The organism is Amycolatopsis sp. NPDC104819 (assembly GCF_055583145.1).
Window position 1 is genome coordinate 1 of record NZ_JBVJON010000010.1, and the last position, 19,158, is coordinate 19,158.

Genomic DNA, 19,158 nt, shown 5'->3' on the forward strand with positions numbered 1-19,158 from the left:
CCCCCCCCCCCCCCCCCCCCCCCCCCCCCCCCCCCCCCCCCCCCCCCCCCCCCCCCCCCCCCCCCCCCCCCCCCCCCCCCCCCCCCCCCCCCCGGGACCGGCACCGGCCGGTTCTTCCTCCGGAAGCTCCTCGAAGCCGTCATCAGCATCGTGCTGGTGGTCGTGCTGTTCTTCTTCCTCTTCCGCATGCTGCCCGGCGACCCGGTCGCCGCCATGACCCGCGACCGCGCCACCAGCCCCCAGCAGATCGCCGAGCTGCGCGAGAAGATGGGCGTCGACAAGCCCATCTTCGTCCAGTTCGGCCAGTACTTCTGGAACCTGCTGCACGGCGACCTCGGCGAGTCCCGGCTGCTCAACAACGGCCGCCCGGTCGCGGACATGATCGGCGAACGGCTCTGGCCGACCATCCTGCTCGTCGGCAGCGCCACCATCCTCGCCGTCCTCATCGGCCTGTGGCTGGGCATCCGCGCCGCCTGGCGCCGCGACAGCTTCTTCGACCGCGCCCAGACCGGCATCGCGCTCACGCTGTGGTCGGTGCCGCAGTTCTGGCTCGGCCTGATGCTGCTCGTGGTCACCGGCGGCCTGTTCCCCAGCCGCGGCATGCACTCCCCGGACGCCGCGCCCGACGTGCTCTCCCAGACCGTCGACGTCCTGCACCACCTGGTGCTGCCGTGCGTGACGCTGCTGGCGGTGTTCTACGCCCAGTACATGCTGATCATGCGGTCGTCGCTGCTGGGGGAGATGAACGCCGACTACCTCACCACCGCCCGCGCCAAGGGCCTGCGCGACGACCTCGTCCGCCGCCGCCACGCCGTCCCCAACGCCCTGCTGCCGACCACCACGCTGGTGTTCATGCAGTTCGGCCAGGTCGTCGCCGGCGCGGTCACCGTCGAAGCCGTGTTCAGCTGGCCCGGCCTCGGCCAGCTGACCTACGACGCGCTGCACGGCCCCGACCTGCCGGTGCTGCAGGGCGTGTTCACCGTGCTGGCGAGCGCGGTGGTGCTGATGAACCTGCTCGCGGAGCTGCTCTACCGCGTGCTCGACCCCAGGGTGCGTACCTCATGACCACCGCCGAGACCCCGCGGCAGATCGCCTGGAGCCGCCGCCGCGCGTCCCTCGCCCGGACCTGGCGCGAGTTCGCCTCCCAGCGCGCCGCGCTCATCGGGCTGGTGCTGCTCGCCGCCACCGTGGTCGTCGCGCTGCTGCTGCCGCTGATCAGCGACGAAAGCGGCCTCGACGTCACCAAGGCGGCCGGGCAGCCGCTCAGCCCGCCCACCGGCGACTACTGGCTCGGCACCGACAACTTCGGCCGGTCGGTGCTGCTCATGACGATCTGGGGCAGCCGGATCTCCCTGCTCGTCGGGTTCTCCGCGGCGCTGCTGTCGGTCGTCATCGGCACCGTCATCGGCATCACCGCCGCGCACTTCGGCGGCTGGGTGTCGGCGACGCTGCTGCGGTTCACCGACTTCTTCCTCGTCCTGCCCTCGCTCATCCTGGCGATCGCCCTCTCGGCGGTGCTGCCCAAGGGCGTCGGCACGATCATCGTCGCGATCGGCCTGACCGCCTGGCCCAGCACCGCCCGCCTGGTCCGCGCCCAGACGCTGACCATCGAGAGCCGCCCGTACATCGAGCGCGCCCACGCCCTCGGCGGCGGCCACCTGCACGTCATCGGCAAGCACGTCCTGCCCGGCGTGATGCCGCTCGTGCTGGCCAACACCACCCTCGTCGTCGGCAACGCCGTCATCGCCGACGCCACCCTGTCGTTCCTCGGCGTCGGCGACCCCAACTCCGTCACCTGGGGCCTGGTGCTGGAGAACGCCCTCAACAACGGCGCCATCAGCCGCGGCGCGTGGTGGAACGTGCTCCCGCCCGGCATCGCGATCGTCCTCGTCGTCCTCTTCTTCACCCTGGTCGGCCGGGGCCTGGAGACCGTGCTCAACCCGAGGTTGAAGAAGTGACCACCCCGCTGCTGCAGCTCGACGACCTGACCGTCACCTACACCGTGGGCGAGCAGGACATCCCCGCCGTCCGCGGCGTCTCCCTCGGCCTCGACCCCGGCGGCACCCTCGGCATCGCGGGGGAGTCGGGCTCGGGCAAGTCGACCGTCGCGATGAGCGTCCTGCGGCTGCTGCCCCGCACCGCGAAGATCACCGGCGAGATCCTCCTCGACGGCGAAGACGTCACCGCCATGAAGTGGGGCCGCCTGCGCGCGGTCCGCTGGGCCGAGGCGTCGGTGGTCTTCCAGGGCGCCATGCACGCGCTCAACCCGGTCCGCAAGATCGGCGACCAGATCGCCGAGCCGCTGCGACTGCACCCGCCCGAAGGCGGCAAGGCGCTCACCGACGCCCAGGTCGACGCGCGGGTCGCCGAGCTGCTCACCCAGGTCGACCTGCCGCCGAGCCGCGCCGGCGCCTACCCCCACGAGCTCTCCGGCGGGCAGAAGCAGCGGGTCATGATCGCGATGGCCCTGGCCTGCTCACCCCGGCTGATCATCGCCGACGAGCCGACCACCGCCCTCGACGTCATCGTCCAGGCCCAGGTCCTCGACCTGCTCTCCCGGCTGGTCGCCGAACAGGACATCGGCCTGATCATGATCAGCCACGACCTGTCGGTGCTCGCCGCCACCTGCAAGCGCATCGCCGTGATGTACGACGGGCAGATCGTCGAGGAGGGTCCCAGCGCCGAGGTGATGGGCTCGCCTCAGCACGAGCACACGCGGGCGCTCGCCGCGGCGTTCCCGACCGTCGGCGACCCGGTGTCGCGCTTCGCCCCGGCCACCAGCATCCCGCTGCCGCCCGAACCGCCGGAACGGGTGGCGGGCGAGCCGCTGCTGGCCGCGGAAAACCTGCGCGTGTCCTTCCGCGACCGCACCGGCAAGCGCATCAACGCCGTCGCCGGGGTCGACCTCACGGTGGCGCGCGACGAGATCGTCGCCCTGGTCGGCCAGTCCGGCTCCGGCAAGACCACGCTCGCCCGCACCCTGCTCGGCCTGCAGAAACCCGACTCCGGCGTGGTCCGCTACGCCGGGGACCCGGTGCCCACCGGCGGCGCCGGGCTCAAGGCCTACCGCCGTCAGGTGCAGCTGGTCCTGCAGGACCCGACCAGCGCGCTCAACCCGGCCCACACCGTCTACGAGGCCGTCGCCGAAGGCCCCCGCATCCACAAGCTGGCCGACGAGCGCGCGGTCGTCCACCGGGCCCTGGAGGCCGCGGAGCTGCGACCGGCGGAGAAGTACGCCGACCGGCTCCCGCACCAGCTCTCCGGCGGGCAGCGCCAGCGCGTCGTCATCGCCGGGGCACTGGCGCTCGAGCCGTCGGTGGTGGTGGCCGACGAGCCGGTCGCCTCTCTCGACGCGTCCGTGCGCGGCGAGATCCTGGGGCTGCTGCTGCGGCTGCGCCGCGAGCTCGGCCTCGCCGCGCTGGTGATCACCCACGACCTGGGCCTGGCCTGGAACATCGCCGACCGCGTCGCCGTGATGTACCGCGGCGAGCTCGTCGAAACCGGGACGGTGGAACAGGTCCTGCTCGACCCGCGGCACGAGTACACGAAGTCCCTGCTGGCCGCCCTGCCCGGCGGCACCGCCCAGCGCCGGACCGTCGAAACCTGACACTGCGGGAACCCCGCCCGAGCGCAGTGTGTAACCTCCGAACGGAAATGGCGACCACCACCGACCCCGCGCAGAGGCCCTCGACCGGACTGGCCGAGCGGCTCCTCACGCCTTCGCGATTCCCGTACCGCACGATCGCGATGGGCACGGTCGGGAGCACCCTGCTCATGCTCGCCGCCTTCGGCGCCGGCGGCATCCTGATCAAGGACCCCGTGCTCGGCCACGGCCCGATCTCGTGGATCCGCTACGGCCACGGGCGCATGCTCGCCAACGCCGTCCTCTACACCGGCTTCGGTCTCGTCGTCTGGGCCTGGGTCCGGCTCGGCCGCTACGTGCTGGCCGGCCGCATCGGCAGCCGACCCATCCTGGTCGCCGCCGGCTGCTGGATGGCCCCGCTGCTGGTCTCGCCGCCGCTGTTCACCCGCGACGTCTTCTCCTACCTCGGCCAGGGCGCCCAGCTGCTCTACGGGCTCGACCCCTACGCCAACGGCCCCGCCGAGCTCGACGTCCTGCCGAACGTCGTGCAGAACGTCCACCCGCTCTGGCAGACCACCCCGGCGCCGTACGGGCCGCTGTTCCTGCTGATCTCCAAGGGCGTCGTCTCGGTCAGCGGCGACAACATGATCCTCGGCGTCATCCTCATGCGCCTCGTGCTGCTGGTGGGGCTCGCGGGCACGCTGTGGGCGCTGCCGCGGCTGGTCAAGCACCTCGGCGGCAAGCTCCCGGTCGCGCTGTGGCTCGCGGTCGCCAGCCCGATGATGGTCATCCACCTCTTCGGCGGCCCGCACAACGACCTGATGATGCTCGCGTTCCTCACCATCGGCGTCCTCGCCGCCCTGGAACGCAAACACGTCGTCGCGGTCGTCCTGGTCACGATCGGCATGCTGATCAAGCCGACGGCCGCGATCGCGCTGCCGTTCATCGTCTGGATGTGGGCCAACCACATGGCGGGCGAGTCGAAGGTCCGCAACTTCCTGCGCGCCGGAGCGGCGTCGGTCGGGCTGTTCCTGCCGGTGTTCGTCGCCGGCACGTGGATCTCGCTCGGCTCGCTCAACCTCGGCTGGTGGTCCGGGCTCAAGGCCCCGCAGCTCATCGCGAACTGGCTGAACATCCCCACCGGCATCGGCGAGGTGTTCTACAACCTGGTCCACCTCGTGGTGGACGTCCAGGTGTCCCCGTTCGTCACGGTCGCCCGCGCGGCCGGCATGCTCCTGCTGATCGGCTTCGGCATCCGCCAGTGGTGGCTCGGCCGCGGCGGCGGCACCGAGGCCGTCTACCGCGCCGGGATCTCGCTGCTCGCGGTGGCGATCCTCATGCCGCCCACCCTGCCGTGGTACCTGACCTGGGGTTTTGTGCTCCTGTCGGCGTTCAAGTGGCAGCCGCGGCACCTCGCGCTGGTGGTGGCGGTCTCGGTGTTCGTGACGCTGGTCTACTACCCGACTGGCGAGCAGGCCCTCTACGACTGGTGGTTCATCGCGCTGGTCGTGGTGGCGAGCCTGTACTCGGCGGCGTCCCTGCTGCGCCCGGACCCGCTGGGCCTGATCGACGCGTGGCGCCGGCCGGAGAAGTTCCTCCGCGACTGAGAGCCGGCCCGGCAGGTCGTTTGAGCAGCACCGCGACCTCGACGGCCTGCCCCTACCGGGCCGGGCGACTGCGCGCGATCTCCTCCGCGACCTTCTGCAGGAACCACACCATGATCTCGTGGGGGACGCTGTGCTCCTGCGGGGCGTGAACACGCACGGTCGGCTCCACCGTCAGATCTTCGTCGGGCACGACCCCCGTCATGATCAAGTCGCCGGACTTGACGTCGGTCAGCTCGACGAACCAGGCCTCTTCCGGTACGGCGTACATGAACTGCACCCCGTAGTGGCGCCCGGCGTGCTCCCGTTCTTCGTAAGCCATGGTCGGACGATGCCACACCGGTCCGCCGCGGGACAGCCGATTTCAGGCGCCCGCCCAGCCGCTCCACTTGCGCACCCGCGTGACCACCACCGCGTGCTCCGGCGGCCTTTCCGCGTACTGCTCGTACTTCGCGACCAGCCACGAAACCGGCTCCGCGCCCGGCGGCAGGACCCAGGCCGAACCGTCCGCGCGGGCCCACCACAGCCGCGACCAGTCCTCGTCGTAGCCGTCGGCCAGGAAGCACACTGCCGGGTTCTCCGCGATGTTCGCGAGCCGCCGCAGCGCCACCGTCGACTTCGGCTTGTGGTCGACCGCGAACGCCACCTCGTCCCCGCGCACCGCGAACGTCACCGGCACCAGGTGCGGGATCCCGGCAGCCGAGACCGTCGCCAGGCGCGCCACCCGTGCCGCGGAGAACCGCTCCCTGGCTTCTTCGGGAGTCATGTCAGCGCAGGGGAGTCGAAGGTCAGCGTCCCCAGGTCCGCGTCCAGCGTCACCGGCACCCCCAGCGGCAGCGTCGGCGACGACGCCACGTGCCCGAACCCGAACTCCTCCACCATCGGCACCTCCAGCGGCCCCAGCCGCTCCAGCAACAGCGCCCGGACGTCCGACGGGGCGCCGCACGCCGCCCACGAGCCCAGGACGATTCCTCGGACCCCGGTGAACCAGCCGCTGCGCAGCAGCTGCGTCAGCATCCGGTCCAGCCGGTACACGCTCTCGGTGACGTCCTCCAGCAGCACCACCGCGTCCCGCGCGGACCCCTGCTCCGGCGTCCCCAGCCCCGCCGCCAGCAGCGACAGGTTCCCGCCCGTCAGGACTCCCGACGCGCGGCCCGGCACCAGCGGCGAACCGCCGCGCACCACCAGGTTCCGCTCGGGGTCGAACAACGACCGCCGCAGGTGCTCCACCGCGAAGTCGTCGAACAGCACGCTCGCCGGCATCGGCGAGAACAAACTGGACAGTCCCAAGTGGACGTTCACCGCCCGGTGCAGCGCGGTGACGTCCGACGACCCGGCCAGCACCTTCGGGCCCGCTTCCCGCAGCGCCGCCCAGTCCACCAGGTCCAGCATCCGCTGCACGCCGTAACCGCCGCGCGCGGCCAGGACACATCGGACACCGGGGTCGAGCCACGCCTCGGTGAACTCCGCCGCCCGCGCGGCGTCCGAACCGGACAGGTACGGCGGCGACCCCGGCTCGGCCGTCACGCACGGCCCGACCCGCACCTCGACGCCCCAGCCGCGCAGCACCGGCAGCGCCTTCTCCAGCAGGTCCGCCGGCACCGGCCCGGCCGGCGCGACCAGCGCCAGGGTGTCGCCCGCACGCAGGCGTGGCGGCCTCATCGCCGCAGCTCCAGCCGCGCAACGTCCGGTGTCTCGAACCCGAGCACCTGGCCGTAGAACGACAGCTCCGCCGCCAGGGCCGCCTCGATCGTCGCGGCCTGCCGGAACCCGTGCTGCTCGCCGGGGAACCGCTGGTAGGCGTACGGGATCCCGAGGCCGGCGAGCCGCGCCACGAACCGGTCCGCCTGCTGCGGCGGGCAGATCCGGTCCTCCAGGCCCTGCTGGAGCAGCACCGGCCCGGCCAGGGTGGCGGCGTTGGCCAGTGGCGAGCGTTCGACGTACCGCTGTCTCGCCGCGGGCAACGGCCCGACCAGCCCGTCCAGGTAGTGCGACTCGAAGTCGTGGGTCTCACCCCCGCCGCCGGCCCAGTCGGCCAGGTCCAGCACCGGGTACATCACCGTGCCCGCCTTGTAAGTCTTCGTCGTGGTCAGCGCCGCCGCGGCGGTGAACCCGCCCGCGCTGCCGCCGCGGATCGCGAGCCGGTCGCGGTCGGCCAGCCCGGCTGCCACCAGCGCCTCGGCCACCGCGGCGCAGTCCGCGACGTCGACCACGCCCCACTGGCCGCGCAGCCGCTCCCGGCGGGCCCGCCCGAACCCGGTCGACCCGCCGTAGTTCACCGCCGCGACGGCGAGGCCGCGGCTGGTGAAGTAGGCGATCTCCAGGTCCAGCGTCGCGTGGTGCTGCCCGGTCGGGCCGCCGTGGACGTGCACCAGCACCGGCGGAAGCTCACCCGCGGGCGCCGCGAACTCCGGGTTCGCGGGCGGGTACAGCACCACCGGCACCGGCTCCCCGTCCGCCGCCGTGAACACCCGCTCCTGCGGCACCGGCAGGAACGCCGTCGGCAGCTCGGGCTGCGGCGTCAGGTCCGTCAGCTCCCCGCTGCCGAGCGCGACGTGGACCACGGCGGACTCGCGCAGCGGACCGGCCGCGACCCCGGCGACCCCGCCGCCGTGCGCGGCGAACCCGGTGCTCGACCAGGCCGTCAGCTCCTCGGCGACCGGCGTCACCGAGCCGTCCGTTTCGTCGAGCACCGCCAGCCGGCCCGACACCAGCACCGCGTGACGGCCGCCGCCCAGCGGCACGAACCACCGCGAGCCCGCCTTCCACAGCGGCCCGCCCAGCTCCCGCTCCACCGGCGCCAGGTTCACCACCGAGCCGTCCAGCCCGATCCGGTGCAGGTTCCACCAGCCGTCCGGGTCCAGCAGGGCCAGCAGCGTTGTCGCCGTCTCCCACTCGACCTGGCACACGGCGACGTCCGGGCCGCCGGCCAGGACGCGGTGCGGCTCGAACGAGCCGTCCTCGGCCACCGGAGCCACGCACAGCTCGGTGCCGTCCCACGGCATCGCCGGGTGGTCCCAGCCGAACCAGGCGGCGTGCCGCCCGTCCGGCGACAGCTTCGGCACGGTCAGGAAGTGGTGACTCGCCGCCAGCACCCGCTCGGCTCCGCCGGCCGGCGCGATCGACACCAGCTCCCGCTCGACGTCGGTGGGCCGCGAGCCCACCGACCGCTCGCGCACCGCCCACACCTCACCCGGCCGGCCCTCCCGGAGGTCGCCGTAGCGGACGCTCTGGGGCCGCGCGGGCTCCGGTGTCAGCGGCGCCACACCGGTTTCGCTCACCGCGTAAACCCGCTGATCCGCCCAGTGCGTGAACACCACCACACCGCCGGCGACCACCCACGGCCGGCCGCCGTACTCGTGCAGCCGGTTGCGGACGCTCCACGGGGCCGGCAGGACGTCCTCGGTGCCGCCCGGCACCGCCCGCACCAGGGCGACCCGCCCCTGCTCACCGGGCCGCGCCTCGGCCCACCACACCTCGTCCCCGACGACGTCGAGCCACTGCGGGCCGCCGCCGGCGGCGGCCACGGCGGCGGCGGTGATGGGCGAAGACCAGGTTCCGTACGGGGCGATCCGAGACACCCCCAGAGGCTAGCGGCCCGCGAAGGTGGGGCGGCGGATGCCGATCATGCGCCGGTGGCCTAGGGTCGTCGGTGCTATGTCTCGCGTAATCCACGTCTTCCGCCAGCCGGATCGGTTCGTCGCCGGCACCGTCGGCGAGCCCGGCGATCGCACGTTCTACCTTCAGGCCTCCGAGGACGTGCGCACCATCAGCGTCACCATCGAAAAGCAGCAGGTCGTCGTCCTCGCGGAACGCCTCAGCTCGCTGCTCGAGGAGGTCGCCAGCCGCTTCGGCGCCGACGTGCCCGAGGACGTCCCCGACGACCTCGTCGACGTCGACCCCCTGACCGTGCCGGTCGAGGAGGAGTTCCGGGTCGGCACCATGGGCCTGGGCTGGGACGCCGACAGCAGCGCCGTCGTCGTCGAGCTGCTCGCCATCACCGAGGGCGAGGTCGACGAGACGGTCGTGCTCGACGACACCGAGGAGGGCCCGGACGCCGTCCGCGTCTTCCTCACCCCGGCCGCCGCCCGCGCGTTCGCCGAGCGGGCCGACCGGGTCGTCAACGCCGGCCGCAAGCCGTGCCCGCTGTGCGGGGAGCCGCTCGACCCGGCCGGGCACATCTGCCCCCGGCAGAACGGCTACCGGCGCGACACCGACGCGGGCGAAGACTGACCATGGCCGACACCCCGGCGGACCAGCCGGACCCGGCCGACCCGGCGTCGCGCGAGCTGGTCACCCACGGCCGCATCGACGTCGAAGGCCGGCTCGTCGACGCCTCCAACGTGACGCTCTTCTGCGCCATCGAGCTCGACGGCGTCACCGGGCGCGTCGTGTACAAGCCGGTGTCGGGGGAGCGGCCGCTGTGGGACTTCCCGGACGGCACGCTCGCCGGGCGTGAGGTCGCCACCGCGATCGTCGCCGACGCCGCCGGCCTCGGCGCGATCCCGCCGACCGTGCTGCGCGACGGCCCGTTCGGCCCCGGCATGGTCCAGCTGTGGGTCGAGACCACCGAGGACGACGTCGTCGAAGTCCTCCCGCCCGACGAGGTCCCCGAAGGCTGGCGCGTCGTGCTGCACGCCCACGACCGGCTCGGCGAGCCCGCGGTGCTGGCCCACGCCGACCACCCCGGGCTGCGCGACCTCGCCGCGCTCGACATCGTCGTCAACAACACCGACCGCAAGGGCGGGCACCTGCTCCCGGGGGTCGACGGGCGCGTCTACGGCGTCGACCACGGCATCTGCCTGCACACCGACCCGAAGCTGCGGACCGTGCTGTGGGGCTGGATCGGCGAGCCGGTGCCGCCGGACACCGTCGAGAAGCTCCGCAAGCTGCGTTCGGAGCTCGATGGCGGCCTCGGCACGACGCTGTCCGAGCACATCACGAAGTTCGAGATCCGCGCGCTGGCCGAACGCACCGACGTGCTGCTCGCCGAAGGCATCTTCCCCGAGCCCGGCGACGACTGGCGCGCCATCCCGTGGCCCCTGTTCTAGTCGACGCCGCCGCCCGCGCCCGCCTGGTCGACCGCTTCGGCGCGGAGCTGGCCGAGCCGTGGTGCGACACGCTCCCGGACCTCGTCGCTCGGCTGACGGCCACCTGGAACCTCGAAGTCCGCGAAGCGCGGCCGGGCAACACCGGCCGCACCCTGCTGTGCACCGGTCTGCGCGGTGACCTGCGCGTTCTCAAGCTGACGCCGGACCCCGAAGTCGCCCGGCTCGAGCTCACCGGGCTGAGCGCGTGGGCCGGGTGCTCGCGGGTCGTCCAGGTGCTCGACGCCGAACTCGACGCTAATGCGATCCTCCTCGAAGGCCTGGTCCCGGGCACGCAGGTGGACGGCGACGTTCCCTGGGCGCAGCTCGGCGAAATGCTCGACCAGCTGCACGCGGCCGAACCGGCCGGGCAGGTCCGGCGGCTGGCCGAGGGCATCGACTTCATCTTCACGCTGTCGGAACGCCGTCGCCGCGAATCCCCGGCCGCGGCGCACCTGAGCGCCGAGACGCTGCAGAAAGGCCGCGAGCGGGCGCTCGAGCTGGCCGGCAGCGGGCCCGTCACGCTCATCCACGGTGACCTGCACCCCGCCAACGTCCTCGACGCCGGACCCGGGCGCGGCGCCGTCGCGATCGACCCGCGCCCCGGCCTCGGTGACCCGGCGCTCGACGCCCTCGACTGGATGTTCGTCCCGGTGGCACGCGGCGGCACGATCGAAGACGGCCTGACCGCGCTCGCCCCGCACGTCGCGGGCTTCGACGCCGACCGCGTCCGCGCCTGGTGCGTCGCGATGGCCCCGCTGGTCGCCCTCGGGCCGCTGCGGCGCGGTGAACCGTCGCCGTTCACCGACGCCGTCCTGCAGATGGCGCGCTGACCGGCGTGGCGTCACCCGCCCGGGTCGCCCGGGCCACTAGCGTCGCTGGCCGTGCGCTCCCATTCCTATGACGACGTGCTCGCCGGCCCGCGCCGCAAGAAGGTGCCGGAGGTCCCCGCCGAACCCGGCCTGGTGGTCGAGGACCCGGCCAGCGGGTTCTGCGGCGCCGTGATCAAGATCGAGTACGGCAATGTCGTGCTCGAAGACGGCAAGGGCCGCCACCGCGTGTTCCCGCTGGCCCCCGCCGGGTTCCTGCTGGAGGGCAAGCCGGTCACGCTCGTGCCGGTCAAGACGGTGAAGGCGCCGGTCAGGCAGGTTTCGGCGTCCGGGTCGGTCAAGGTCCAGGGCCTGCAGGCCCGCGTCGCCCGCGACTCGCGGATCTGGGTGGAGGGCAAGCACGACGCCGAGCTCGTCGAACGCGTCTGGGGCCACGACCTGCGGGTCGAAGGGGTCGTCGTGGAGCCGCTGGACGGCGTCGACGTCCTGTCCGACCGGATCGCAGAGTTCGGCACCGGGCCCGGCCGGCGCCTCGGCGTGCTGGTCGACCACCTCGTCTCCGGCAGCAAGGAGTCCCGGCTCGTCGGCGCGATCCACGACGAGAACGTGCTGGTCACCGGCCACCCGTACATCGACGTCTGGGAAGCCGTGCGGCCCGAGGCGGTCGGCATCCGGGCGTGGCCGAAGATCCCGCGCGGCACCGAGTGGAAGCAGGGGATCTGCGACGCGCTCGGCTGGGGGCAACCTTTTGAAGGCTGGCAACGTGTGCTGAGCGGGGTGAGCAGTTTCCGCGACCTCGAGACCCCGCTCATCGGGGCCGTGGAACGGCTCATCGACTTCGTCACCGAGCCGGCGGAAGAGGCCTGAATGTCTGAATTGTCCAAGGTCACGCGTAGGTCACGTCGAGTCACGGCGCCGGTGCGAACCGGCGCTATCTGAGAGCATTAAGCCATGTCTTGGGCACTGGTCTGGTTGATCGTCGGCATCGCCCTGGTGATCGCCGAGGTCCTCTCCGGCGACTTCGTGCTGATCATGCTGGGCATCGGCGCGCTGTTCGGCGCCGGGGCCGACGTCATCACCGGGAACGTCTTCATCGACGTCGCGGTGTTCGCCGTCGCGTCCGTCGGCATGCTCATGCTGGTGAGACCCGCGCTGAAGCGGCGGCTGCTCGCCGGCTCGTCGCACCGGACCGGCATCGACGCGCTGATCGGCGCCCGCGCCGTCGTCGTGTCCACAGTGGACTTCGAGGCCGGGCAGGTGAAGCTGGCCGGCGACGTCTGGTCCGCCCGCAGTCTCTCCGAGGCCCACGAGCCGATCGCACCCGGCACGTCCGTCACCGTCGTCGAGATCTCCGGCGCCACCGCCGTCGTGTCGGCCGAGCCGTGAGCCTGGGCCTCGTCACCGTCCCCGAGGGCCGGGCCGCGGTGATCGAACGCGGCGGGCGGTTCCGCGCCGTGCTCGGCCCCGGCCGGCACTTCGTGCTCCCGTTCGCCGACCGGGTCCGCGCCCGCGTCGACCTCGGCGAGCAGATCCTGTCCGCCCCGCCGCACGCCGTCGAAACCGGCGACGGGCAGGAAGTCCACATCGGCTTCGAGGTCGTCTTCGCGGTCACCGACCCGCGCCGGGCGACCTACGAAACCACCAACCCGGCCATCGCCATCGAACAGCTGACCCGCACCGCGCTGCGGCAGGAAGCCGGGCTCACGACGGCCGAGCGCGCCGTCGCCGCGCCCGGGGACCTGCACCGTACAGTGTGGACGGTCCTGCACGACACCACCGGACGCTGGGGCGTCACCACGCGGGAGCTCAAGCTCGCGGTGCGCCCGCCCGCGGCGCCCGGACCGCCGTCAACCGCGCAAGAATGGTACTAGGTAAGGGGAAGAGCTCTTGACCGGATTTGTGATCGGCCTGGTCATCGTGTTGGCCTTGCTCGTGATCATCACGATCGCCAAGGCGGTCATGGTCGTGCCGCAGGCACAGTCGGCCGTGATCGAGCGACTGGGCCGGTTCCGCACGGTCGCCTCGCCCGGCCTGAACATCCTCGTGCCGTTCCTGGACAAGGTGCGCGCCCGGATCGACCTGCGCGAGCAGGTCGTCTCGTTCCCGCCGCAGCCGGTGATCACCGAGGACAACCTGACGGTCTCGATCGACACCGTCGTCTACTTCCAGGTGACCGACTCGCGTGCCGCGGTGTACGAGATCTCCAACTACATCGTCGGTGTCGAGCAGCTGACCACCACCACGCTCCGCAACGTGGTCGGTGGCATGAGCCTCGAGCAGACGCTGACCTCCCGCGACTCCATCAACACGCAGCTGCGCGGGGTCCTCGACGAGGCGACCGGCCGCTGGGGCATCCGCGTCGGCCGCGTCGAGCTCAAGGCGATCGACCCGCCGCCCTCCATCCAGGACTCGATGGAGAAGCAGATGCGCGCCGACCGTGAGAAGCGCGCCATGATCCTCACCGCGGAAGGCCAGCGGGAGTCCGCGATCAAGACGGCGGAAGGCCAGAAGCAGAGCCAGATCCTCTCCGCGGAAGGTGCCCGCCAGGCCACCATCCTCGCGGCCGAGGCCGAGCGGCAGTCCCGGATCCTGCGCGCCCAGGGTGAACGCGCCGCGCGGTACCTGCAAGCGCAAGGCCAGGCGAAGGCGATCGAGAAGGTGTTCGCCGCGATCAAGGCCGGCCGCCCGACGCCGGAGGTGCTGGCCTACCAGTACCTGCAGACGCTCCCGCAGATGGCGCAGGGCGACGCGAACAAGGTCTGGATGATCCCGAGCGACTACGGCAAGGCCCTCGAAGGCTTCGCCCGCGCGCTCGGCGCCCCCGGCGACGACGGCGTGTTCCGCTACGAGCCGCCGAAGGAAGACGACGTCCCGGCCAAGCCCGACCTCGAGGACGAAGAGGTCTCCAGCTGGTTCGAGACGAAGAGCGACCCGAAGGTCGCCGAGGCGGTCGCGGCGGCGGAAGCCGTGGCACGCCAGGAGGTCCCGGCCCTCGGCGTCGCGACCGGAACGCCGCCCGCACGGCCGCAGATCCCGCGTCCGGCGCAGCAGCAGCAGGCGCCGGAGCTGGAAGAGGCGGAGGAGGAGCGCGGCACCGAGGTCGCGCCCGCGCCGCAGCAGCCGTCGACACCGCAGAGCGGGCTGCCCCAGCCGCAGTCGCCGTCCCCGCAGCAGCCGCCGCCCGGCCCGCCGCCGGGTGGCCAGTACCAGGGCCCGCCGCCGCAGTCCCCGCCGCCGGGCCAGTTCGGCGGGCCGCAGCAGAACCCGGGCAGCGGGCCGTTCCCGCAGCAGCCCCCGTTCGGCGGCCCCCAGGGCGGCCCGCGCCGCTGACGTCCGGTCCGTGAAGGCCTCCCACCACGCGGTGGGAGGCCTTCACGGCGTTTCAGGCTCGCTGGTAGACGCTCGCGTCGTCGATGTCCACCTTGGACCGGTCCTTCAGCCAGATCACGCACAGGACCGAAACCACCGCCGACAGCACGATGTACCCCGAGATCGAGTACGGCGTCCCGGTCTGGTGCAGCAGCCACGTCGCCAGCAGCGGCGCCGGGCCGCCCGCGAACACCGACGCCAGCTGGTAGCCCAGCCCCGCGCCGCCGTAGCGCAGGTGGGTCGGGAAGCTCTCGCCGATCAGCGCCGCCTGCGGGCCGTACTGCAGCGCGTGCGGGATGAACGACACCACCACGATGACGAACACCAGCGCGTGGCCGCCACTGGTCAGGACCGCGAAGTAGGGGAACGCGATCACGCCGGTGAGCACCACCCCGGACAGGTAGACCTTCTTGCGCCCGTACCGGTCGGACAGCTGCGAGAAGAACGGGATCATCAGCAGCTCCAGCGCCGCGCCGACGAGCACCGCGTTGAGCACGAACGTCTTGCTGAACTCTTCGCGCGCCACGACGTAGATCAGCACGTAACTGGTGAACAGGTAGAACGGCATCTGCTCGCTGAACCGAACGCCGGCCGAGAGCAGGATCTCGCGCCAGTGGTGGCGGATCGCGTCGAGCACCGGCGTCTTCGCGGTCTTGCCGCTCTCGACCAGCTTCGCGAACATCGGCGTCTCGAGGATCTTCAGCCGGATCACCAGGCCGACCGCGACGAGGATCAGGCTGGCCAGGAACGGCAGCCGCCAGCCCCAGGAGTCGAACGCCGCGGGGGAGAGGACCGCCGAGAGCAGCGTCATGCCGCCGGTGCCGAGCACCAGCCCGACCGGCACGCCGATCTGGGCGAAACTGCCGAGCAGGCCCCGTTTCTTCTGGTCGCCCCACTCCATGGCGAGCAGCACCGAACCGCTCCACTCGCCCCCGATCGCGATGCCCTGGACCAGCCGCAGCAGCACCAGGATCAGCGGCGCGGCGAACCCGATCGCCGCCGTGCCGGGCAGCATCCCGACCACGCCGGAGGAGATGCCCATCAGCAGCAGCGTGACGATCAGCGTCGTCTTGCGGCCGATCCGGTCGCCCCAGTGCCCGAAGATCGCGGCGCCGACCGGGCGGGCCGCGAAGCCGACCGCGTACGTCGCGAACGACTGCATCGCCCCCGCGTACGCGCTCGAAGCGGGGAAGAACAGGTGCGGGAAGACCAACGCGGCCGCGGTGTTGTAGAGGAAGAAGTCGTACCACTCGATGGTCGTGCCGATCGCGCTCGCCAGCGCCGCACGCCGTACCTGCACTCGCCCCGTCTTGCTGCCCGGCTCCACCTTGTGAGTGACGCCGTTGTCTCCCAGGACCATCTCGCAACACCTCCGGTGACTGATGTCACACAACAGTGTGACGCCCGTCGACGAATTCGGCGATCGATGACCGTGATCGTGGCTAACGCGTGAAGAACCGCCGGGCGGTCCGCGGCGCCCACAGCAGCACCACGACGGCGACCTGGATCGCGCCGACCACCGGGATCACCGCGTGGAACATCGGCGACGACGACCACGAGAAGACGCTGAACACCACGGACAACAGCTGCGACACCGTCGTCAGGCGACGCGTCCACGGCCGCGCCCCGGCCAGCTTCACCACCAGCAGCAGGCAGACCAGCAGCAACACGCCGTGGAAGACCGCACCGGAGACAACGGCGATGTCGGCCGAACGCGCCACCTCGGCCGAGCCGAAGTCCGGATGCCGGCCGGCGATGACGTCCCGCAGCGAGTTCTCGCCGGCCGCCATGACGATCGGCACCACGAGGTGGCTGAGCGCGACGAGCACCAGCAGTCCCCGCGCCAGCTGGACGGCCGGCGGCACCCGGCGGCCGGTGGAAAGAGTGGTCATCTAGTTCTCCTCGATCCGGCGGGTCCGGCGCCACCGCGGCCCGGATGGGGGAGCCGGCCGCGCGTTGCGGCGGCCCCAGTCCTCGGTCAAGCGGGTGATCAGCACCCGTGCGGTCACGACGTCTTCGTCCGGCCAGTCGGCGACGACCTCCGCGAAGACCGCCGACCCGGCTTCGACGGCCGAGTCGAGTTCGCTCTGGCCGGACTCCGTCGCCCGCACGAGGAACGTGCGCTGGTCGGCCGGGTCCGGCTCGACGGCGATCCGGCCGGCGCGCTCCAGCGCGGTCAGGTGGCGGCTGGTGGCCGACGCGGTGAGCCCGAGCTCCGCGGCGAGCGTGGCCGGGCGCACCGGTCCTTCGGCCGCGACCGTGCCGAGGATTCGCATCCGCGTCAGGTCCAGGTGCCGCGAGATCCCCCGGTGCCCCTGGTCGATCAGCTCCATCACGGCCCGGGCCAGTTCGGCCCGTTCATTTCGTTGCGCCACGAAACGAGTGTACCTCACGGGAACCCTGCAGATTCGGCAACTTTGCAGAATCTGCAAGTTTTGCTACTTTGGGTTCATGGACACCGACGGCGCCGGGCTCCGGGAGCGCAAGAAGCAGCAGACGCGCATCGCGCTGAGCTGGGCGGCGATCCGGCTGACCGTGCAACGCGGGTACGACAACGTCCGGATCGAAGACATCGCCGCCGAGGCCGGGGTGTCCACCCGGACGTTCAGCAACTACTTCGGCAGCAAGGGCGAAGCCGTCGCCGCCCGCCACCACGACCGGGCCCAGGCGATCGCGGCGGCACTGCGCGAGCGCCCGGCCGGCGAGCCGATCTGGGACGCCGTCACCGAAGCCACGCTGGCCGGGTTCGCCCTGGGTGAGCCGGTCGACCGAGGGCGCCCGGCGGACCCGTCGTGGGTCGAAGGGCTCCGCCTGATGGTCGCCGACCCCGCACTGCAGATCGAGTTCCAGAAAGCCGCCGCGGCGGCCGAAGCCGAAATCGCCTGCGTCGTGGCCGAACGCACCGGAGCCGACGACTTCTACCCGCAGCTCGTCGCGGGCGTGGTCGGCGCCGCGCTGAACGTCGTCACCTGCGAATGGCTCCGCGCCGACCCGCCACCACCGATGGACGAGCTCTTGCGCGACGTTTTCGGCCGGCTCGCCGCCGGCCTGCCCGAACCGCGCTGAACCACTGAAAACTGGGGCGCCCGGCACCCGCCGGGCTGGTTCGTCGTGCCCTTTTCCTTCCACCGCAAGGAGTTCCGCCATGGAAGACGTCGTCATCGCCGGAGCCGGCCCGACCGGCCTCCTGCTCGCCTGCGAGCTCGCTCTCGCCGGCGTCCGCCCGCTGGTCTTCGAGCGGCTGCCCGAGCCGGCCTCCGAGAACCGCGCCAACGGTCTCGTCGGCCAGGTCGTGCGCCTGCTCGACCGCCGCGGCCTGCACGAGCGGCTCGCCGGCCCGATCGGCCCGCCCGTGCCCGCTTTTGTCTTCGGCGCGATGCGCCTGGACCTCACCCTCGCCGAGCACAACTCGCTCACCATCCTCGGGGTGCCGCAACGGCAGGTGGAGGCGATGCTCGCCGAACGCGCCGCCGAGCTGGGCGTCCAGGTCCGGCGCGGCCACGAGCTGACCGGCCTGACCCAGGACGAGGAGAAGGTGACCGTCCAGGTCACCGGCCCGGACGGGCCCCTCGAGGTGACCGCGCGTTACGTCGTCGGCGCGGACGGCGGCAAGAGCGTCACGCGCAAGCTCGCCGGCATCGGTTTCCCCGGCGTCACCGAAGACCGCACCATCTCCTACAGCTCGAGCGCGACCGTGCCCGCGGAGCTCGTCGACCCGGTGTCGGGCGGGTTGAAGGTGCCCGGCCACGGGGTCGTGCCGCCGTTCTTCCACTACCGCACCGAAACCGGCCTCTTCGTCTTCGCGCCGTTCCCCGGCCGGCCGCTCGTCACCACGATGGAGTGGACCGACGACGACAACGACGACGACAGCCCGATGTCGCTCGACGAGCAGCGCGCGAGCATCCGCCGGGTGCTCGGCTTCGACCTGCCCCTCGGCCCGCCCGAGGGTGACGGGCCGCGCCTGCTGCGCCGGCTGCGGGGCCGCAACACCCGCCTCGCCGACCGCTTCCGCGAGGGGCGGGTGCTGCTGGTCGGCGACGCGGCGCACGTCCACTCCGCGATCGGCGGCCCCGGGCTCAACCTCGGGCTGCAGGACGCCGTCGGCCTCGGCTGGAAGCTCGCCGCCGAGGTGCGCGGCCACGCTCCGGCCGGCCTGCTCGACACCTACGAGAGCGAACGGCGGCCGGTCGCCGAGCGGGTGGTCATGCACACCCAGGCCCAGTCCGCGCTGATCGCGCCGGGTGGCGACGTCACGGCGCTGCGGCAGCTGTTCGGCGAGCTGCTCCGGCAGCCGGGCACGGTGCAGCACATCGCGGACCTGATGTCCGGCGCGGACGTCCGGTACCCACCTGGCACCGACCACCCGCTCGACGGCCGCTGGGCCCCGGACCTGGTGCTCGACGACGGGACCCGGCTGGCCGAGCTGACGCGGACCGCCCGGCCGCTCCTGCTGGACCTCACCACGAGCGCGTCGCTCGGCGACGAGCTGACGGGCTGGACCGACCGCGTCGACATCGTCACGGGGAAGGCGTCGGCGCCCGCCACCGCGCTGCTCGTGCGTCCCGACGGGTACGTCGCCTGGGCGTCGAGCTCGGCCGAGCCGGACGAGGGGGAGCGCAAGACGCTGCGGATCGCGCTGGAACGGTGGTTCGGCAGCCCCGTTGACATGTAGGAGATATCCTACG

General features: G+C 72.4%; 19 protein-coding genes and 1 pseudogene. 13 read left to right on the forward strand and 7 right to left on the reverse strand.

Annotated features, from left to right (window positions below; all coding sequences use genetic code 11):
- Window positions 1–93: 93 nt before the first annotated feature.
- From ACZ63E_RS29955 to mptB, 4 genes and pseudogenes are all read left to right on the forward strand, one after another.
- Window positions 94–1,065 (forward strand): annotated as a pseudogene (locus tag ACZ63E_RS29955) (ABC transporter permease); the annotation flags it as partial.
- Window positions 1,062–1,958, forward strand: a complete 897-nt coding sequence (locus ACZ63E_RS29960) for an ABC transporter permease (RefSeq protein ID WP_465304870.1) — start codon at window positions 1,062–1,064, stop codon at window positions 1,956–1,958. The pseudogene ACZ63E_RS29955 and the gene ACZ63E_RS29960, both read left to right, overlap by 4 nt.
- On the forward strand, window positions 1,955–3,607 hold the full coding sequence (gene nikE / locus ACZ63E_RS29965) for a nickel ABC transporter ATP-binding protein NikE (protein WP_465339472.1): 1,653 nt from the start codon (window positions 1,955–1,957) through the stop codon (window positions 3,605–3,607). The genes ACZ63E_RS29960 and nikE overlap by 4 nt, the downstream gene beginning before the upstream one ends.
- A 47-nt stretch (window positions 3,608–3,654) precedes the next feature.
- Window positions 3,655–5,190 carry a polyprenol phosphomannose-dependent alpha 1,6 mannosyltransferase MptB gene (mptB, locus tag ACZ63E_RS29970; protein ID WP_465339473.1) on the forward strand — a complete coding sequence of 512 codons (1,536 nt, stop codon included), beginning with the start codon at window positions 3,655–3,657 and terminating at the stop codon, window positions 5,188–5,190.
- 52 nt (window positions 5,191–5,242) lie between these two features.
- On the opposite strand, the gene ACZ63E_RS29975 is transcribed toward mptB, so the two are convergent.
- From ACZ63E_RS29975 to ACZ63E_RS29990, 4 genes are read right to left on the reverse strand one after another with little or no spacing between them, the layout of a single operon-like run.
- Window positions 5,243–5,509 (reverse strand): hypothetical protein, encoded by a 267-nt coding sequence (locus ACZ63E_RS29975; RefSeq protein WP_465339474.1) that lies wholly within the window; start codon window positions 5,507–5,509, stop codon window positions 5,243–5,245.
- A 42-nt stretch (window positions 5,510–5,551) separates the two neighbouring features.
- Window positions 5,552–5,953, reverse strand: coding sequence for a TIGR03668 family PPOX class F420-dependent oxidoreductase (locus tag ACZ63E_RS29980; RefSeq protein WP_465339476.1), 402 nt, complete (start codon window positions 5,951–5,953; stop codon window positions 5,552–5,554).
- Complete coding sequence (locus ACZ63E_RS29985; RefSeq protein WP_465339477.1) at window positions 5,950–6,849, reverse strand: S66 peptidase family protein; 900 nt, start codon at window positions 6,847–6,849, stop codon at window positions 5,950–5,952. Before ACZ63E_RS29985 ends, ACZ63E_RS29980 begins: the two co-directional genes overlap by 4 nt.
- Window positions 6,846–8,768, reverse strand: coding sequence for an alpha/beta hydrolase family protein (locus tag ACZ63E_RS29990; protein WP_465339478.1), 1,923 nt, complete (start codon window positions 8,766–8,768; stop codon window positions 6,846–6,848). Before ACZ63E_RS29990 ends, ACZ63E_RS29985 begins: the two co-directional genes overlap by 4 nt.
- 76 nt (window positions 8,769–8,844) lie before the next feature.
- On the opposite strand from ACZ63E_RS29990, the gene ACZ63E_RS29995 reads away from it, so the two are divergent.
- From ACZ63E_RS29995 to ACZ63E_RS30025, 7 genes are all read left to right on the forward strand, one after another.
- Complete coding sequence (locus ACZ63E_RS29995; protein ID WP_465304883.1) at window positions 8,845–9,420, forward strand: DUF3090 domain-containing protein; 576 nt, start codon at window positions 8,845–8,847, stop codon at window positions 9,418–9,420.
- 2 nt (window positions 9,421–9,422) lie between these two features.
- Window positions 9,423–10,238: an SCO1664 family protein gene (locus tag ACZ63E_RS30000; protein ID WP_465339479.1), complete on the forward strand. Its 816-nt coding sequence runs from the start codon at window positions 9,423–9,425 to the stop codon at window positions 10,236–10,238.
- Window positions 10,223–11,107 carry an aminoglycoside phosphotransferase family protein gene (locus tag ACZ63E_RS30005; RefSeq protein ID WP_465339480.1) on the forward strand — a complete coding sequence of 295 codons (885 nt, stop codon included), beginning with the start codon at window positions 10,223–10,225 and terminating at the stop codon, window positions 11,105–11,107. The genes ACZ63E_RS30000 and ACZ63E_RS30005 overlap by 16 nt, the downstream gene beginning before the upstream one ends.
- Before the next feature lie 51 nt (window positions 11,108–11,158).
- A complete protein-coding gene (locus tag ACZ63E_RS30010) occupies window positions 11,159–11,971 on the forward strand; it encodes a DUF3097 domain-containing protein (protein WP_465339481.1) in 813 nt (270 codons plus the stop codon).
- Window positions 11,972–12,055: 84 nt separating this feature from the next.
- Window positions 12,056–12,490 carry an NfeD family protein gene (locus ACZ63E_RS30015; RefSeq protein ID WP_465304891.1) on the forward strand — a complete coding sequence of 145 codons (435 nt, stop codon included), beginning with the start codon at window positions 12,056–12,058 and terminating at the stop codon, window positions 12,488–12,490.
- On the forward strand, window positions 12,487–12,975 hold the full coding sequence (locus ACZ63E_RS30020; RefSeq protein ID WP_465339482.1) for an SPFH domain-containing protein: 489 nt from the start codon (window positions 12,487–12,489) through the stop codon (window positions 12,973–12,975). Before ACZ63E_RS30015 ends, ACZ63E_RS30020 begins: the two co-directional genes overlap by 4 nt.
- Window positions 12,976–12,991: 16 nt before the next feature.
- Window positions 12,992–14,434 (forward strand): SPFH domain-containing protein, encoded by a 1,443-nt coding sequence (locus ACZ63E_RS30025; RefSeq protein WP_465339483.1) that lies wholly within the window; start codon window positions 12,992–12,994, stop codon window positions 14,432–14,434.
- 52 nt (window positions 14,435–14,486) lie between these two features.
- On the opposite strand, the gene ACZ63E_RS30030 is transcribed toward ACZ63E_RS30025, so the two are convergent.
- The 3 genes from ACZ63E_RS30030 to ACZ63E_RS30040 all read right to left on the reverse strand — a co-directional run bounded on the left by ACZ63E_RS30030 (window position 14,487) and on the right by ACZ63E_RS30040 (window position 16,848).
- The gene (locus ACZ63E_RS30030) at window positions 14,487–15,833 is read right to left on the reverse strand and encodes an MFS transporter (RefSeq protein ID WP_465339484.1); all 1,347 of its coding nucleotides are present in this window, start codon (window positions 15,831–15,833) and stop codon (window positions 14,487–14,489) included.
- 82 nt (window positions 15,834–15,915) lie between these two features.
- A complete protein-coding gene (locus tag ACZ63E_RS30035) occupies window positions 15,916–16,365 on the reverse strand; it encodes a hypothetical protein (RefSeq protein WP_465339485.1) in 450 nt (149 codons plus the stop codon).
- Window positions 16,366–16,848 carry a MarR family winged helix-turn-helix transcriptional regulator gene (locus ACZ63E_RS30040; protein ID WP_465339486.1) on the reverse strand — a complete coding sequence of 161 codons (483 nt, stop codon included), beginning with the start codon at window positions 16,846–16,848 and terminating at the stop codon, window positions 16,366–16,368.
- A 76-nt stretch (window positions 16,849–16,924) separates the two neighbouring features.
- Between ACZ63E_RS30040 and ACZ63E_RS30045 the strand changes: the two genes are divergently transcribed.
- Window positions 16,925–17,539 (forward strand): TetR/AcrR family transcriptional regulator, encoded by a 615-nt coding sequence (locus ACZ63E_RS30045; protein WP_465339487.1) that lies wholly within the window; start codon window positions 16,925–16,927, stop codon window positions 17,537–17,539.
- Between the two features lie 79 nt (window positions 17,540–17,618).
- A complete protein-coding gene (locus tag ACZ63E_RS30050; protein ID WP_465339488.1) occupies window positions 17,619–19,145 on the forward strand; it encodes an FAD-dependent monooxygenase in 1,527 nt (508 codons plus the stop codon).
- Window positions 19,146–19,158 lie beyond the last annotated feature (13 nt).

Bases quoted from the DNA above. Each gene is read 5' to 3' on its own strand.
- ACZ63E_RS29960 (WP_465304870.1), top strand. From the start codon at position 1,062: ATGACCACCGCCGAGACCCCGCGGCAGATCGCCTGGAGCCGCCGCCGC.
- mptB (WP_465339473.1), top strand. From the start codon at position 3,655: ATGGCGACCACCACCGACCCCGCGCAGAGGCCCTCGACCGGACTGGCC.
- ACZ63E_RS29975 (WP_465339474.1), bottom strand. From the start codon at position 5,509: ATGGCTTACGAAGAACGGGAGCACGCCGGGCGCCACTACGGGGTGCAG.
- ACZ63E_RS29980 (WP_465339476.1), bottom strand. From the start codon at position 5,953: ATGACTCCCGAAGAAGCCAGGGAGCGGTTCTCCGCGGCACGGGTGGCG.
- ACZ63E_RS29985 (WP_465339477.1), bottom strand. From the start codon at position 6,849: ATGAGGCCGCCACGCCTGCGTGCGGGCGACACCCTGGCGCTGGTCGCG.
- ACZ63E_RS29995 (WP_465304883.1), top strand. From the start codon at position 8,845: ATGTCTCGCGTAATCCACGTCTTCCGCCAGCCGGATCGGTTCGTCGCC.
- ACZ63E_RS30000 (WP_465339479.1), top strand. From the start codon at position 9,423: ATGGCCGACACCCCGGCGGACCAGCCGGACCCGGCCGACCCGGCGTCG.
- ACZ63E_RS30015 (WP_465304891.1), top strand. From the start codon at position 12,056: ATGTCTTGGGCACTGGTCTGGTTGATCGTCGGCATCGCCCTGGTGATC.
- ACZ63E_RS30030 (WP_465339484.1), bottom strand. From the start codon at position 15,833: ATGGTCCTGGGAGACAACGGCGTCACTCACAAGGTGGAGCCGGGCAGC.
- ACZ63E_RS30035 (WP_465339485.1), bottom strand. From the start codon at position 16,365: ATGACCACTCTTTCCACCGGCCGCCGGGTGCCGCCGGCCGTCCAGCTG.
- ACZ63E_RS30045 (WP_465339487.1), top strand. From the start codon at position 16,925: ATGGACACCGACGGCGCCGGGCTCCGGGAGCGCAAGAAGCAGCAGACG.
- ACZ63E_RS30050 (WP_465339488.1), top strand. From the start codon at position 17,619: ATGGAAGACGTCGTCATCGCCGGAGCCGGCCCGACCGGCCTCCTGCTC.